Source organism: Bacillota bacterium (assembly GCA_033549065.1).
Classification (GTDB): domain Bacteria; phylum Bacillota; class Dethiobacteria; order DTU022; family DTU022; genus JAWSUE01.
The window spans coordinates 23,864-40,240 of sequence record JAWSUE010000009.1; the positions used below are offsets into that span (position 1 = coordinate 23,864).

Here is a 16,377-nt window from a genome sequence, read left to right on the forward strand (position 1 = left end):
AGTTTATTCCTTTCCTTTCTTTCCTTGAAGTCGAAGCCAGGATCGAACCAGTGTCTTCGTAGCTTCAAGATCAGATTCCCTTAAAACAGAGTGAGGCGAATGAATATAACGGCATGGCACTGCAACAATGCCGGTTTTAACGCCCTCACGCGTTAGAGAGATAACTCCCCCGTCTGTCGCCGCTCCGGTAAAACGGCGAAACTGGTAAGGAACTCCAGCAGCTTTTGCCGCTTCCACCAGCTGTTCACGCAAGCCCTTACTGACCATTATTGACCGATCCATAAAACTGATTGCCGGACCAGAACCAAGGGCAGTCACTGTTGCCTCTATTTCAGTTTCAGGAGTATCGGCCGCAGTAGTGGTTTCAATGACCAGAGCTACCTGCGGCTTCAACCTGAAGGCAGCGACGAAGGCGCCTCTTGTGCCCACCTCTTCCTGCACGGTAAAAGCAGCATCGAAAGCTAAGCCGTTATCCTCGAGCAGCAGTTCAAGAAGAATAGAACAACCGGCCCGATTATCAAAAGCTTTACCCCGACAATAGCCTTTCCCCAACACCGTAAAACGGGAGTCGAAGGCCACAAAATCACCGGGTGATACAAATTTTTCGGCTTCATCCCTGCTTTTAAAGCCTGCATCAATAAATAAAGAATCTTCTTCAAAAGGCTTTTTCTGTTCTCCCTCTTTCTGGAGGTGGATCGGTTTGGCTCCGATCACTCCCGGCAGGGTCTGTGAGCCGATTACGACTCTCTTGGCAACAAGAATCCTGCTGTCAATGCCGCCCACGGGTTTAAACTTCAAGAGCCCCCCCTTTTCAACTGCTGTGACCATTAAACCGATTTCATCAATATGAGCCGAAAGCATAACCTTCCGTGTGCTGTTGGCCTGACCTTTCCGAACAAAAAAATTACCCATTGTATCTGAATAACAATCAAGCCCTTTCCCGGAGGTTTTCTCTTCCAGGTATTTTCTCACCGCTGTTTCATTACCGGAAACACCGTATAGATTACTCAGTTCAGCTAACATTTCTTTAATTCCTCCAGTAGAGAGCTGTCAACGCTGCGGGCAAAGTAACTCAGCAATCTGGCGCTTACTTTCAGATCGTCAAGGTTAATCATCTCAACTGCTGTATGCATGTAGCGTAGGGGTAAACTTAAAAGAGCGGTGGGGATCCCTTCCCGTGATACCTGGAAAGCCCAGGCATCCGTACCGCTTCTTCCCGGAATCGCTTCAATCTGGTAGGGCAGGAAATGCGCAGCTGCCAGTTCCTGCAGGTGGCGGCTGAGCAGAGGATGCAGGTTGGGTCCCACAGCCAGGGCAGGCCCGCCGCCTAATTTGTAAAAACTGCCTGCTTCCAGTTTTGGCATATCGCCATGAGTAACATCGACGGCAACTGCCAGATCGGGATTAAGCCCGTAAGCGGCAGTAATCGCACCCCTCAGACCTACTTCTTCCTGCATGGAAGCGATAAAACAGATATCAGCAGAATGCTGTAGTCCGGAGAGTTCCGAAGCACAGGCTATGAGAGTTGCCACACCGGCTCGATCATCAAGCGCTTTACCGGTTATCATTCGGCTGTCTGACATTAATACCGGCTCCTGTTCCAGGGTGATCCGATCCCCTACATTGATCTCTCTTTTAACCGTTTTCTCATCAAGCCCCAGATCGATAAATAGTTTATTCATGGGGATGGTGCTGCGCTTTTCTTTTTCAGTAAGTATATGCGGCGGTGAAGCTCCGATTACCCCTCTTCTCTTTCTTTTTCCAAATACTTCAACAGTCTGGCCCGGCAGTGTTCTCGCATCAAATCCGCCGATTCCGGTAAAACGTAAAAAACCACCCTCCTCAATTTTTGTGACCATCGCTCCAATTTCATCAATATGAGCAACGATAGCAAGGGTGATCTTATCCTTTTTCAAAGTTCTCGTTCCCGGTCTGAATGCCAGTAAGTTACCGAAACGATCTCTTTTTATTTCCGGCGCATAAGGCTTCAGGTATCGCTCTGCAATCTCAACAGCTGCAGTTTCATCACCGGAAACACCGGATGCCGACAGTAATTCCAGAAGAATGTCGGTAATTGCTATTTTGTCCAATTCTCGCCAGTCTCCTCGCTTTAAATTCTATTAGATTAAAGGGAATAACTTAATTGCGAGTTATTATTCTCCCATGGAACCTACTTCTTCCCCTTTTTTCAATTTGTTCAAAACGTTTCGCGCTTCCTTAAACTCAGGCAGCTTCCGGCAGAGCAGACCGTACTCCAGGCTGTCTACCAGGGCAATCCAGCTCGCTTCGATTACGTTCGGCGATACCCCGACAGTCCCCCAGGTGCTCTGCTCATCCCGTGATTCGATAAGCACCCTGACCTGGGCTCCGGTTCCATCAACTCCATCAATTACCCTGACCTTGAAGTCTGTCAGCTTTATTTTCTTGAGCGCCGGATAAATTCCTTCCAGCGCTTTCCGCAAAGCATTGTCGAGTGCGTTAACCGGCCCGTTTCCTTCAGCAGCAGTATGAACCTGAATATCGCCGACCCTGACCTTGATCGTCGCCTCTGAATAGAGCTGACCGTTTTCTCTTTTCTCGATAATAAGCCTGAACCCTTCCAGTTTGAAAAGTGGCTGATATGCCTTCTTCATTTTGAGGACAAGTAATTCAAAGGAACCTTCGGCTCCTTCAAACTGGTAACCGTAATGTTCCATCTCCTTAATTCGCTGTAAAACATTTGCCGTCTCCGGGCCATCCTTCACCAGGTTGATGTTATTTTCTGTTGCTTTCATTGTTATGCTACTGCGTCCGGCCAACTCTGAAACCAGAATGCGCCGCCGATTTCCGACTGATTCCGGAGATGCATGTTCATAAGTAGCCGGCTGTTTGCTCACAGCGTCTATATGGATGCCCCCCTTGTGGGCAAAGGCATTAAAACCGACATAGGGCTGCTGTTCTGCCGGAGCAATATTGGCCAGCTCAGCTATGAACCGCGACAGCTTTGTCAAACCGCGCAGTTGTTCGGAGGTTACAATCTGAAAACCCATTTTTAACTGCAGGTTGGGCATTATTGTACAAAGGTTTGCATTACCACAGCGCTCTCCATAACCGTTGATCGTCCCTTGAACCTGGGTAATACCGTGACGGACGGCGAGCAGTGAGTTGGCCGTTGCCATCCCTGCATCATCGTGGGTATGGATACCCAGGGGTATCTTGACCCTGTCTTTGACCTCTGCCAGTATCCCGGGCAGTTCCCAGGGCATTAAACCGCCATTCGTATCACATAAGACTATAACGTCAGCCTTTCCCCGGGCGGCAGCCTCAACTGTTGCAATAGCATAATCAGAATTAGTCTTGTATCCGTCGAAAAAATGCTCGGCATCAAAAAATACCTGGCGGCCCAGCGACTTAAGGTAGGCAACACTTTCTTCGATCATCAACAAGTTTTCATCAAGGGTGGTTTTCAATGCATCGCGCACATGAAAGTCCCAACTCTTACCGAATATTGTTACCGTATCCGTTCCCGCTTCCACCAGGGCTATTATATTTGAATCTTCTTCAGCAGAAATATCTGGTCTGCGTGTGCTTCCAAATGCACAGATCCTGGCATTCTTGTACTTCTTCTTTGAAGCCCTTTTGAAAAATTCTATATCCTTAGGATTGGAACCGGGCCATCCGCCTTCAATATAGCTAATCCCGAAATCGTCCAGTTTCTCGGCTATTTTTAATTTATCGGCAACCGAAAGGGATACGCCCTCCCGCTGAGAGCCGTCCCGAAGCGTTGTATCATAGATATCTATCTTATTCATAAGTGCGCCCCCAAAACCCTGAAAATAATTTAATTGGTATTATACCATCTTTTCCAAATGCAAGAAAGATGCTCTAATTACAGGTAGAGGTTGCGCCTGCTGAAAATTACTATCCCCCCTGTGTAAAGCACCAGGGTTATAACACCAAATACAAGGCTAATCATCAGAACAGATTGCTCTCCTGACAGGATCTGTTGGGGATCATAGAGGGTATAAATAGTCAAATATTTCAGCCATTCACTATTACTGCCAATATTTCTCACCATATTGATTACAAAAAAGAGAATCGGCAGGCCTGCGCCAAAAGCAAGCGCATATTTTGATTCGTTAAAAATACAGGAAAAGAAAAATGAAATTGAACTGATAGCCGTTGTTAACATCAACGTGGCAAAATTGAGTTTCAAATATACCGGAATATCCAGTTCGCCGGGGAAAAGCCCCTCGCACATAGCAATACCGGCCAGCGTATTTAAAAACAACAGCAGGCTAACAGCGATTATGACAAAAATCGCCTGAGTAGTGATAATCTTTATCCTTGTATTCGGCGTAGCCAGCAGGTAAGCCATAGAGCCGCGGTCCACTAAGGCTGCCACCAGGCGGTTGGTTAACACAATACAGAAGATTAAAGGAAAGAGAAGAACAATAAAACCATAGAAATACAAGCCGATAAAACTGACCAGGTCTGTTGCAGTGGCATTGTAACCGAAAGCATCGACCATCCCCTGGGGAAGCGTTTCCAGGTAAAGGGCCATTGCTTCAATATTTTCCGGATCATACATGGAAATGATAATTGACATGTACATGAACAAAACAGCTAAAAAAATAACAAATAATATCCAGTTTGATTTAACAGTAGATTTAAAGAGGGCAAAATTCATCAGGAGAGCACCTCCCGGCCGTAATATCTCAGAAAAACCTGTTCAAGACTCTGTGTAACCACATCCAACCCGAGAACCCTGCAACCGGCAAGAGCAGATATAAACTGATCGTAATTGCCGAAAACGATCACTTCCACGGTATTTTTGCTGATCCGGCCTAACTCAAGGCCGGTGCTGCGCAGTAATTCCAGATCTTTTTCCGAACCAAGGGTAACCAGAAAAGTTTTCCGCTGTGACGATTTTAATGAATGAACATCTTCCACAGCAACGATCCTGCCTTCCCGGATGATCCCTGCCCGGTCACTCGTCCGGTATATTTCTTCGAAGTTGTGGGATGACATTAATACTGTCTTCCCTCTCTCTTTTTCCTCCAAGATGAGCTCCACAAAAATATTTTGCATCAACGGATCCAGGCCGCTGGTCGGTTCGTCCAGAACATATACAGCCGGATCGTGCATGAAAGCAGCTACTATCCCCAGCTTCTGTTTCATCCCTTTTGACATCCTGCGTATACGCCCAGACGGATCAAGTTCAAACCGATCAATCAAGTTTTCCCGTCGGCCATTACGGCTCAGGCCTCTCATCGATCCGATCAAGTTCAGAAACTGTAAACCGGTCATTTCTTCGAAAAAAGCCATTTCACCCGGCAGATAACCAAGTTGATTCTGGATCTTCGCCGCATCACGCCAGCAATCCATTCCATTTATGCTGCACTGACCCTGTCCCGGTTTTGTAAAACCCAACAGGTTTCTGATTGTTGTAGTTTTACCGGCAGCATTGGGCCCGAGAAATCCGAACACCTCTCCTTCGCCGACCTCAAAACTTATATCAAATATCCCTTTACCGCTGCTGTACTGAAAGGTAAGCGAGTGTATACTGATCATATTCCTTGCTGCTTTAACCAACCGCCCATTATCCCATATTCCTGCAGTAATAGTTCCATCCCTTCCGCTGTAGCGACCATAACCATGTCGTTTGCCATCGATAAACTCGCCTTCATACCGGCTGCCACCTGAATAGCCGACCACACCCTTGCCGTGAGGTTTACCATTGACCCAGTTTCCTTCGTAGACTGTTCCATCCGGCAGCAGTAGTTTGCCCCACCCGTGGGGTTTACCGTTTTTATGCTGCCCCGAATAGGTTCCTCCAACCCAGGAAAACTGTCGTTTATCAGTTTGCTTATCCTGTTCATTCATAACCGGCATCTCCTCCTGTTAATACTCGTTGGCATAATCTGCCAGTTGATAGCATTCAGGAGCAAGTTCTTTCAGAAAAAGCGACGGCCCTTCAGAAGTAGCGCCATAACTGCGATAGTCTTCCCAGTAGGTAGTCATGTAGAGATAACGCCGAGCCCGCGTTGCGGCCACATAAAATAACCGTCTTTCTTCATCAAGATCATGGTTGTTAATATGCCTACCCGGGAAATGCCCCTGGTTAAGCCCGATAATAAATACTGCATCCCACTCTTTTCCCTTGGCGCTGTGGATTGTCGAAAGGGTCAGTTGACCGCCATATGTATCGTTATATGCATCGGGATCGGCAAACACAGACTCTTCGAGTGTCAGCGATTCAAGAAATTTTTCAACTGTTTCAAAACGTTCAGAATAAATGGCCAGGCGTTCCAGTCCACTTAGCCGTTCCTCGTACTGATCCGGATAATTCTGTTTTAATAGCTGATCATAATTATCTTCCAAGATGCCATTGATCAGATCCGCAACCTTTCCATCTTTATGTTCATTAATTTTAGCCAATGTTTCGCAGAGCTGGGTCCATCCGTTTTTACCTCTGGAAGGCGATTCCTTTCCGGATAACGCAGCTTCGAGAGGATTGCTGTAATCCTTCAGGTTCAACCAGAGCTTTTCAAAACCAGCAGGACCGATGCCCTGCTGCAGCAGCGATATTCTGCGCCAGGCCTGTTCATCCTGGGGATTATTGATCACTTTCAGGTAGGCAAGCAGATCTTTGATATGGGCTTTCTGAAAAAATTTAACGCCGCCAAACGTTCTATAACTGATCCCTCTCCCGGAAAGGGTAAATTCAAGTTCAGGGGTAAGATATGAACTCCGGTACAGCACTGCTATCTCCTGCATAGGTATCCCGTTGTTCTGCAGTTCCCAGATATTTTGCAGGACAAATGAAGCTTCCTGCCTGGCATCATATACCTTTGCAATTAACGGTTTTGGACCGGGTGGATTTTCCGAATAAAGTTTCTTGGGCAGCTGTTCACGGTTAAAACTGATCGAGCAGTTAGCCAGTTCAACTATTTCAGGTGTACTCCGGTAATTCTGTTCCATCCTAACCAGCCGGCAGGTTTGATATTTTTCGGGAAATGAAAGTATATTACCGATATTGGCATATCGGAAAGCATAGATCGACTGGGCATCATCGCCAACGACGCAGAGTGAAGCATTCCCGGCAAAAAGATCGATAAGTCTGGCCTGGATGATATTAGTATCTTGAAATTCATCAACAAGGACATGTTTAAATCTCCGGAGGTACTGTTCTCGAACCTGTGGTTGATTTTCAAACAGTTCAAGCCAGCAGAGTAAAAGATCGTCAAAATCGAAGGCATTGCTCTCCTCTTTTTTCCGATTGTAAATATCGGCCACTTCATTGATCAGGGCATAGTATTCCAGCCGGTACGGATAATCTTCTTCCATTACATGGCGGATGGAAAAGTCTGAATTACGGGCCTGGCTGATTATCCGGCCGAGAAATCCTCTCTGCATGATTAATTTCCTGTCCTGCTCATTGACCTCCAGCAAAGCAAGGATCTGTTTCAGCAGAGCCCTGCTGTCATCTTCGTCAAAAATAGAAAAATTGGGAGTCCGGCCCATCAGTGCAGCGTGTTTCCTGAGAATTCTTGCACCGATGCTGTGGAAAGTACCAGACCAAAGTTCATATGGTAGAAATCCGAGTAGACGTTCCAGGCGTTCCTTCATTTCTCCGGCCGCCTTGTTGGTAAAGGTTAGAAGTAAAAGGTTTCCCGGGTTCAGACCGGTCTGGATCAGATGGGCAGCCCGGTAAACCAGCGCCCTTGTTTTCCCGGAACCCGGTCCGGCCAGACCAAGCAGCGCATCATCGTCGGCTGTTGCAAATTCATACTGTGCTCTATTAAGTTCTGCCTGCAGAAACTGATCCCAATTATCTATTTTTTTATGCATATATACCTCCATATAATATTTATAATCAGGCGAATAATACCATACTTTGCCCTTTTCTGCCAGATACCTCCTGTTTACGAAAGGAAACCTTTACTTAAACTGGACACTCCCTGATTCATCAGATATTATTTTATTAAGATCTTTCATGCCGGGGGTAGCCAATTTATGTTAGACGATGTAAAAGAAATTATGATCGAGGTTCTGCAGGCAGTCGGTCCGATAGTCATTGTGATCATATTGATCCAGCTATTTATTATTCACACCCCTGTTGCGTTGATGATGCAGTTTATTGCCGGGGCTTTTTTAGTCACATCCGGTCTCTTTCTATTTCTGATCGGTGTCCGGGTCAGTCTACTGCCTATAGGCGAGATGATCGGTTCCGAACTCGTAACCCGCGGTTCACTGTCAATATTGTTAATCGCTGCCTTCATTTTCGGTTTTGTGATTACCATAGCCGAACCGGATGTACGGGTTCTGGCCCACCAGGTTGGCATTGCATCCGGTGGAGCAATCGATTCAACACTCATGATCATAGCAGTCGCCATCGGGGTTGGTTTTTTTGTTTCTCTGGCTATCCTGAGAATTCTTCTGGGCATTCCCATAGCCTATCTACTCGGTTTAGGCTACGTGCTGGTCGTGGTTATATCTTTTTTTACCCCGCCGGGTTTTGTAGCCATCTCGTTTGATGCCGGTGGGGTAACCACGGGGCCCATGGCCGTTCCTTTCATTCTTGCCCTGGGTGTTGGAGCAACCTCAGTTCTAGGTGGTAAATCGGGTATGTCTGATGCTTTCGGGCTTATCGGGCTTGCCTCGATCGGTCCGGTTATCGGGGTCATGCTGCTGGGGGTGTTTTTTGGATGATTTTCAGCCTGATTTTTCAGGATTTCAGTCATGTTCTGATTGAAGTTTTGATGGCTCTCAGTCCAGTTCTTGTTCTTTTCTTGCTTTTTATCTTAGTCTTTAAAATGCCCAGGCGTATGCTGCTTACTCTTTTCAAGGGTGTCGTCTTTGCTTTCGCCGGCCTGGCCCTTTTCCTGCAGGGAGTGAAGGTAGGCTTCATGCCGGTAGGCATGGAAATGGGATCGATTCTAGGTGAGCTTGATTACCGCTGGATCTTGATTCCTTTAGGTTTTATCCTGGGCTTTGTAGCTACCCTGGCTGAACCGGCGGTGAGAATTTTAAGCAGCCAGGTAGAGAAAAGCTCCAGCGGTTATATCAGGAGACCGGTCCTCACTTATACTCTATGCTTCGCTGTCGGGCTATTTATCGCTCTCGGCATGGTCAGGATTGTATACGGCATACCATTTTACTACATAATCATTCCCGGGTATCTGCTGGCAATAATTTTAATGTTTTTTTCGAAGCGATCATTTACAGCTGTTGCCTTTGATTCCGGAGGTGTCGCCACAGGACCCATGACAGTAACCTTTATCATGGCCCTTGCCGTCGGAGCTGCAGATGTTATTGAAGGGCGTGATGCTGTGATTGACGGATTCGGGTTAATAGCCCTGGTGGCACTTGCCCCGATAATCCTGGTTATGCTGCTTGGTTTCCTCTATCCTGAAGAAGATCGGGACGACGATCAGGGCAATGACAACAGCATGGATGAATTAAAACCGGATGAAGAACCTGATAAGGATTATCCCGATAACGAAAAGTATTCCAATGATATCAAGGAGGTTACAGAAGATGGATTCGAACCTGAAACATGATCTGATTGTAACAATAGTTAAAAAAGGTTGTTGTGAGAAAATAATTACTGCTACCAAAACAGCGGGAGCAGAGGGAGCAACCATTATTCCGGCCCGGGGAACCGGAATTCACGAGCAGAAAAAGCTGCTTGGAATTCCCATTGAACCAGAGAAGGATATAATCTTCACGATCATTCAGGAAGAGAAAACCGATGATGTCCTGAAGGCAATAATCAAGGCTGGAAAACTGGAAAAGCCTGGTACCGGAATTGCTTTCGTCCTGGAACTGAAAAAAGTGGTCGGGGTTGTTCACCTGGTTAGGGAACTTAAAAATTATGAAAAAGACGTTAGAAAAAAGTAGGAGGATACCCTGTATCCTCCTACGGTTTGCTCTTGTTGTTTATATTTTTATTCTATAGCTTCTCAAACTCATCTTTGCCTACACCGCACACCGGGCAGACCCAATCATCAGGAAGATCTTCAAAAGGGGTGCCGGGGGCAATCCCTCCATCACTATCCCCTTCCGCAGGATCGTATACATATCCACATACCTGGCATTCATACTTATCCATAAAATTTCCCTCCTTTCTGATTAACTTCAGGTCTAACTATGACTTTGAAATATTATAATTTACAGCATTATAACATACCAACTTCAAACCGGGGAATAGAAAAATATTTTTGCAGGATTATACCATGGAACCGGAGAAGTAAAATGATATAGAACAATCACCGGATCCCAGGCTATGCAGAATTGTATGCCGCCACTTCACCGCAAAGGAGACAGCAATGATGATCGCCAAAGTCCATTCCTGTGCAATTAACGGTATAACGGGCATTCCGCTTGAAATCGAAGTTGATATTTCAGACGGGCTGCCCGCTTTCGATCTGATCGGACTTCCTGATGCCTCGGTTCGAGAGGCAAAAGAAAGAGTCAGGTCCGCCATCCGCAACAGCGGATTCAAATTTCCCTATTCCAGAATCACTGTCAATCTCGCACCGGCTGATATCAAGAAAGAAGGGTCGGCATTCGATCTGGCCATCGCCATCGGTTTGCTGGCGGCAACCGATCAGATTGAAATAAGCCCTTTACTCTCCAGGGCTCTCTTCGTCGGTGAATTATCACTTGACGGTAAACTGCGGGGCATAAACGGCACCCTGGCCATGGCTCTCTCAGTAAGTGAGCTGGATAATTACAGGGATACTAGTATGTTTCTCCCGCTTGAGAACCTTGCTGAAGCATCCCTTGTTGGCGAAATTGATGTCAGGGGTGCCGGAAACTTAAGACAGTTAGTTGATTTTTTTAATGGAAATATCGATGCCCTGACGACCAGAATGCCTGAAGTAACTCCGACTGAAGAAAACTATGCAGAACCGGATTTTTCTGAAGTACGGGGTCAGGAATCGGCAAAACGGGCCCTGGAAATTTCTGCAGCCGGCTCCCATAATGTCCTGCTCTATGGTCCCCCGGGAAGTGGAAAAACAATGCTGGCCAGAAGAATACCCTCTATCCTACCCCTTCCCACCCGGGAGGAAGTTCTTGAAATGACCAGGATCCACAGCGTGGCCGGTCAGCTAACTGCACAGAATTCATTAGTTCTGAAACGTCCTTTTCGCAGCCCTCACCACAGCGCATCAACAGCAGGAATTATCGGGGGTGGCAAATCACCAAGGCCGGGAGAAGTCAGTTTGGCTCACAGGGGCGTTCTTTTCTTTGATGAACTGCCTGAATACAGGCGAGAAGTCCTGGAAGCGCTGCGTCAGCCCCTGGAAGACAGGATGGTTACCATCACCAGGGCGACAGCCACAATCAGCTACCCTGCAGATTTCATGTTTATCGGTTCAATGAACCCCTGCCCCTGCGGCAACTATGGTGAACCTGAAAAAGAATGCCGCTGCAGCCCGGCCCAGATATTTAAATACCGCTCCAAGTTATCGGGACCGCTAATAGACCGGATTGATATCCAGGTTGAAGTGCCGTCGGTGAAATATGAACAGCTGCAGGAAGAGAAAAGCGGTGAAAGTTCCGCGGATATCCGGAAAAGGGTTGAAAAAGCTCGTCTGAAACAGTTAACGAGATATAAAAGGCTTAAAGCAAATTGTAATGCCCAACTCAGTTCCAGCCATTTTGAAAAGCACTGTCCGCTTACTGATGAGGCCAGACTGCTGCTGCGCCAGTCTTTTCAAAACCTAAAATTCTCTATGCGTGCCCACGATCGGATCATCAAAGTAGCCCGGACCATTGCCGACTTAGACGATTCAGAGGTGATTGAAGCACCGCATATTGCCGAAGCGGTGCAGTATCGCAACCTGGACCGACAATCTTAATTGCATCTAGATGATTTTTATTATTTTTTAGAATAGAACACAGCTTGGTAATAGCAAACATTTTAAAATTATTATGCGAAATGAGAGTCTTTGTATCATAAAAGCTCGGCTGTTTTGTAGATATTTAAAAGGAGACTTTTTACGTATTATTTATTCCTATCATGAGCAGAAACAACGTATTGAATTTATTGAACTATATTTTAAAGGAGATAAAGAAAACGAAGATCGTGAAAGAGTGAAAGAATATTTGAAGAATAATCAAAAATAATTTCAAGGCCAGGGCGATTTCAGAAAGGGTACCGTATTCACCGCCAATGGCGATTATGAAGTCGGCCGTCCTGGCAATTAGTGATTTGGTATGTATTCCAGCCTTTAGCGGTGCATATCAATATACTTTAATGCGTGGTACTTCAGGCTTTGTAAGTCAACACTCAGATCTGTATTGTGGACATAAACACCTTCGGGTACAGTTAGTTTTACCGGCACAAAGTTTGAAATTATTTTAACACCACTTTGCACGATACTATCAAAAGCTGACTGAGCTTGTCCCGACGGAACAGTTAAAATGGCAACATCAACTTTATGTTTAGCAACGATTTCTTCCATTTTTGAGATATGCATAATTTCAACAGCAGTGATGTGCTGCCCGATAATCGCCGGATCTACATCAAATACGGCAACCACCTTAACATAAGGATTCTTTGTTACAGTATAGCGGGTCAGAGCGGTGCCGAGGTGTCCGGCACCTACTACAATAACTGTGGTTAAATTATTCAAACCGCTAACTTTCAGGATACATTGTCTTAACGAATCTGTATAGTAACCCCTTCCCCGGGTTCCGAATGCGCCAAAATGAGATAGATCTTTTCTGATCAGCTCGGCAGTAAAACCGGTTTCTTTACTTAAACTTTCCGAATTAACCAGTTCAATGCCTTTTTCAATCAAACTGTCCAGCACTCTCAAGTAAACCGAAAGTCGTTTGATCGCTAATTCTGGGTCTTTTCTACCTTGAACCATCATAATTCCACCGCCAATTTTTTACGCGAACTGCTGGTTTGGTCGTCTGGAAATAGTATTTTTCAGTTGACAAATTACACGTGGCTGGAGTAATCAACCTGAGCAGACAGCACCGGATCAATTGGATAGCCCAAAGCTTCAGCAAGTTCAATGAGTGTATCTGAATTGTTTTTCCCGGAAAGCGGAGCATAGGCCGGTTTTAATTCACAAATCCTGCCTTCACAGTTAAGCACTGTTCCGGCAGTTTCAAGGTACGTAGCCAGCGGAAATACTACATTGGCATTCTGTAAGTTTGGATGATTATGCGCTGCAATAGATACCGTAAAAAGTTCCGGATCAGCAAGCTTTAGCTCAGCTGCTGAAGTGTCTCCGATCAAAAGCAACCCTTTGTAAGGCTTCAACTGCTCTGCAGCGAGTTTCTGATCACAGGTTTTATATCCGAATTGTGTATTCCCACTGGCAAGGCCCTTTGCAAAACCAAGTTTAATCAAACCCCTGGTATTACCACCCCTGTAGAGGGTAACAATCCCGGAGCTCTCTTTTTTGCCGCTCAGGCTGAGTATCTCGTTTAAAAGCCCGTATTCTTCACTACTGATAAAATCCCCATCAACAACCAGAACCGGCTTTCTTGCAGAACGCAGCAGCCCGGCTATTTCGACCAGAACTGCCGGGTTATCACTGATAGCCTGTGGTAAGGACGCAAGCGCTTCATTTATTTCGGAACTGTTGATCGAAAGCTCATCTTCTATTCCGGCGCAGTAGGAAAGTAACGCTCTCAAGATAACAGTTAATTTACCGGGACTGACTAGCACGGAAAAGGCAGAATTATTAACAAGCCGATTTCCTGCAGTGCCGATAAAAGCAAGTTTCGCCTCATCCGCCAGCGCTTTACGTATCTTTTGAGCTATAATTGGATAATCTTCAGGTAAATCGGTATCTATAGCCAAGATGAAATCACTTTCAGCAATCTCTTTATAGAATAATTGTCTGCCATTTTTTTCTGCTACTTCAGAAGGAAACCCGGTAGCATAAATATTCCCTGTTCCCAGTATTTCTTCGGCCAGCTTATGCGCAAGAACCATCTCTTCGTTGCATAGGGATGCAGATAAGACAACAGCCAGACTGTTTGCACCGTATTGATTTTTTACCCGAAGCAACCCGGAAGCTGCAGTTTTAAACGCTTCCGCCCAACTCGCCTCAGCGAGTTGGCCGTTATTCCGGACGAACGGTTTAGTGATCCTTTTATAATCCTGTGCAAATAGAGCTTCATATCTTCCCCTGCTGCAAAGATTGCCATCGTTAATATCCTGACGCAAAGGTGAATTTATTTCCGTGACCTGATCCGCCACTACATCAAGTTCAATGCTGCAGCCGATCCCGCAAAGTGTACAGGTGCTCTCAACAAGCCGTTCAGAGAGCCAGGGACCGGGCTTACTATATAAACCTTTTGCCGTAAGAGCTCCCGTAGGGCAGGCGGATACACATTGCCCGCAGGATTCACAGGTTGTTTCATTCAATGGCAGCTGCAAAGACGGGCTGACCACGGTATCATATCCGCGGTTTACCAGGCAAAGAGCGTTGGCTCCCTGAACTTCATTACAGATACGCACACAGCTGGCACAAAGTATGCACTTGTTGGGATCCTGGATTATGTAAGGATGATCCCGCTTAATCGGGTAGCGCTTATTTTCGACTCCCAACCGCACGGTATCGATCTCCAGCTCTGTAGCCAGCCGACGCAAGGAGCATTTGAAAACATCCTGACAGCCGCAGGAAAGGCAGCGTTTTGTTTCTTTAACAACATCTTCATCGGTTAACCCCTGGTTAAACTCTATAAAGTTTTGCCTGCGCTTTTCCGGAGATAGATGGTGTACCGGCAAACGGGCTTCTTTTGGATACTCGGAAAAATCAGCAGGATCAAGTTGGTCTAACCGGCCCCTCGAGCAATTAAAGCTTTCCGGCCCGGAATTAACTTCAATACCGTTAAGGTAACGATCTATTGCCACTGCCGACTTCCTGGCTGCACCTACTGCTTCAACAACGGTTGCCGGACCGGTCACTGCGTCACCGGCGGCAAATACTTTTTCGACTGCTGTTTGACCTGTATCGGGGCAAGCTGCCAGGGTTTTGCCTTTGAGTTCAAGATTGCATAAGCAAGCATTTTCACTGTCCAGGGTCTGGCCGATAGCCATAATCACATTATCGGCCTCCAGTGTAAATTCAGAGCCTTCAATCACCAGTGGACGGCAGCGACCGCTTTCGTCAGGTTCACCAAGCTCCATTTGCACACATTCCACACCCTGGACACCGTCAGAACCTAAAACAGATACCGGGTTTGTCAGAAAGTCAAAGATAATTCCTTCCTCTTCTGCTTCTTCAATTTCAACCAGGGCAGCAGGCATTTCATTACGACTGCGTCGGTAAATTACATGGACCTCTTCTGCTCCCAGACGCAGAGCAGTCCGGGCAGCATCCATTGCGGTATTTCCACCGCCAACTACCGCTACTTTTTTACCCAGGGCCGCGGGATTACCCTCGGCCACACTGCGCAGAAAATCAATGCCTTTAAGGATACCCGGCTTATCTTCACCTTCCAGGTTCATGCCCTGTGCTGATTGGCATCCCAGACCAAGAAAAATCGCATCGTACTGTTGGACCAATTCATCAATGGTGAAATCTTTTCCAAGCACTTCTCCCAGACGAACCTCACGGCAGAGATCGGCGATCAGGTTAATCTCTTTGTCGAGCAACGCTTTAGGCAAACGGTATTCGGGTATGCCAAAACGCATCATTCCACCCAACCTTGAGCTGCCCTCAAACAGGGTAACCTGGTGACCTTTCAAAGCCAGGTAGTAGGCAGCGGTCAAACCGGCCGGTCCACCACCGACCACCGCTACTTTTTTACCACTGTCAGCAGCAACGCTTGGTCTGTAGGAGTCGATCATTTCCAGGTCGAAATCTCCTGCAAACCTTTTTAGATCACATATATTAACCGGTTCGTCAACCAGGTTGCGCCTGCACTCAGCTTCACAGAAACGCGGACAAACCCGACCACATATTGAAGGCAGGGGCATTTTTTCTTTTATCAAATCAGCCGCTTTTTTATTTTCTTTTCTGTCAAGCAGAGCGATATATCCCTGAATATCAATATGGGCGGGACAAGCCTGCTGACAGGGTGCAATACAATCGCCACAATGTTCTGACAGTAAAAGCTCCAGGGCAGTCCTGCGCATCTCATCTAACTGTTCATTGTTTGTAATTACATTCATACCTTCTTCCACCACGGTGCCGCAAGCGGCAACTGGTCCCCGCGGCCCACCGGTATCAACAAAACAGAGCCGGCAGGAACCAAAGGGCTTTATCCGTGGATCATAACAAAGGTGGGGAATGTCAATACCATTTTGCAGAGCTGTTTCCAGCAAATTGCTGCCTTTATCAGCTTTGATCTTTTTTCCGTTGATGCTAATCTCTACTTTCGGCATATTATAATGGTCCTCCAAGTCGGTGA

14 protein-coding genes and 1 pseudogene are annotated in these 16,377 nt (G+C 46.4%); 4 read left to right on the forward strand and 11 right to left on the reverse strand.

Going from position 1 to position 16,377, the window contains the following annotated elements; translation table 11 throughout:
* Positions 1-3: 3 nt before the first annotated feature.
* From SCJ97_07390 to SCJ97_07420, 7 genes and pseudogenes are all read right to left on the reverse strand, one after another.
* On the reverse strand, positions 4-1,023 hold the full coding sequence (locus tag SCJ97_07390) for a M42 family metallopeptidase (GenBank protein MDW7739862.1): 1,020 nt from the start codon (positions 1,021-1,023) through the stop codon (positions 4-6).
* Positions 1,017-2,090, reverse strand: coding sequence for a M42 family metallopeptidase (locus tag SCJ97_07395; GenBank protein ID MDW7739863.1), 1,074 nt, complete (start codon positions 2,088-2,090; stop codon positions 1,017-1,019). The genes SCJ97_07390 and SCJ97_07395 overlap by 7 nt, the downstream gene beginning before the upstream one ends.
* 63 nt (positions 2,091-2,153) lie before the next feature.
* A complete protein-coding gene (cimA, locus tag SCJ97_07400; protein ID MDW7739864.1) occupies positions 2,154-3,791 on the reverse strand; it encodes a citramalate synthase in 1,638 nt (545 codons plus the stop codon).
* Between the two features lie 77 nt (positions 3,792-3,868).
* On the reverse strand, positions 3,869-4,669 hold the full coding sequence (locus tag SCJ97_07405; protein MDW7739865.1) for an ABC transporter permease subunit: 801 nt from the start codon (positions 4,667-4,669) through the stop codon (positions 3,869-3,871).
* Positions 4,669-5,553: an ABC transporter ATP-binding protein gene (locus tag SCJ97_07410; GenBank protein ID MDW7739866.1), complete on the reverse strand. Its 885-nt coding sequence runs from the start codon at positions 5,551-5,553 to the stop codon at positions 4,669-4,671. The genes SCJ97_07405 and SCJ97_07410 overlap by 1 nt, the downstream gene beginning before the upstream one ends.
* 57 nt (positions 5,554-5,610) lie before the next feature.
* Positions 5,611-5,874, reverse strand: a pseudogene (locus SCJ97_07415) (hypothetical protein).
* A 9-nt stretch (positions 5,875-5,883) separates the two neighbouring features.
* Entirely contained in the window at positions 5,884-7,833 is a 1,950-nt protein-coding gene (locus SCJ97_07420; GenBank protein MDW7739867.1) for an ATP-dependent helicase, read from the reverse strand.
* Between the two features lie 165 nt (positions 7,834-7,998).
* Here SCJ97_07420 and SCJ97_07425 point away from each other — a divergent pair, with 165 nt between their 5' ends.
* From SCJ97_07425 to SCJ97_07435, 3 genes are read left to right on the forward strand one after another with little or no spacing between them, the layout of a single operon-like run.
* On the forward strand, positions 7,999-8,694 hold the full coding sequence (locus SCJ97_07425) for a DUF1538 domain-containing protein (protein ID MDW7739868.1): 696 nt from the start codon (positions 7,999-8,001) through the stop codon (positions 8,692-8,694).
* Complete coding sequence (locus SCJ97_07430) at positions 8,691-9,545, forward strand: DUF1538 domain-containing protein (GenBank protein MDW7739869.1); 855 nt, start codon at positions 8,691-8,693, stop codon at positions 9,543-9,545. Before SCJ97_07425 ends, SCJ97_07430 begins: the two co-directional genes overlap by 4 nt.
* The gene (locus tag SCJ97_07435; GenBank protein ID MDW7739870.1) at positions 9,523-9,885 is read left to right on the forward strand and encodes a P-II family nitrogen regulator; all 363 of its coding nucleotides are present in this window, start codon (positions 9,523-9,525) and stop codon (positions 9,883-9,885) included. Before SCJ97_07430 ends, SCJ97_07435 begins: the two co-directional genes overlap by 23 nt.
* A 52-nt stretch (positions 9,886-9,937) precedes the next feature.
* Here SCJ97_07435 and SCJ97_07440 read toward each other — a convergent pair whose 3' ends face one another.
* Complete coding sequence (locus SCJ97_07440) at positions 9,938-10,096, reverse strand: rubredoxin (GenBank protein MDW7739871.1); 159 nt, start codon at positions 10,094-10,096, stop codon at positions 9,938-9,940.
* Between the two features lie 220 nt (positions 10,097-10,316).
* Here SCJ97_07440 and SCJ97_07445 point away from each other — a divergent pair, with 220 nt between their 5' ends.
* Complete coding sequence (locus SCJ97_07445; GenBank protein MDW7739872.1) at positions 10,317-11,852, forward strand: YifB family Mg chelatase-like AAA ATPase; 1,536 nt, start codon at positions 10,317-10,319, stop codon at positions 11,850-11,852.
* Positions 11,853-12,045: 193 nt separating this feature from the next.
* On the opposite strand, the gene SCJ97_07450 is transcribed toward SCJ97_07445, so the two are convergent.
* The 3 genes from SCJ97_07450 to SCJ97_07460 form a co-directional block, all read right to left on the reverse strand.
* The gene (locus SCJ97_07450) at positions 12,046-12,216 is read right to left on the reverse strand and encodes a hypothetical protein (protein ID MDW7739873.1); all 171 of its coding nucleotides are present in this window, start codon (positions 12,214-12,216) and stop codon (positions 12,046-12,048) included.
* An 8-nt stretch (positions 12,217-12,224) separates the two neighbouring features.
* Positions 12,225-12,869, reverse strand: a complete 645-nt coding sequence (locus SCJ97_07455; protein ID MDW7739874.1) for a redox-sensing transcriptional repressor Rex — start codon at positions 12,867-12,869, stop codon at positions 12,225-12,227.
* A gap of 74 nt (positions 12,870-12,943) precedes the next feature.
* Positions 12,944-16,351 carry an FAD-dependent oxidoreductase gene (locus SCJ97_07460; GenBank protein MDW7739875.1) on the reverse strand — a complete coding sequence of 1,136 codons (3,408 nt, stop codon included), beginning with the start codon at positions 16,349-16,351 and terminating at the stop codon, positions 12,944-12,946.
* Positions 16,352-16,377 lie beyond the last annotated feature (26 nt).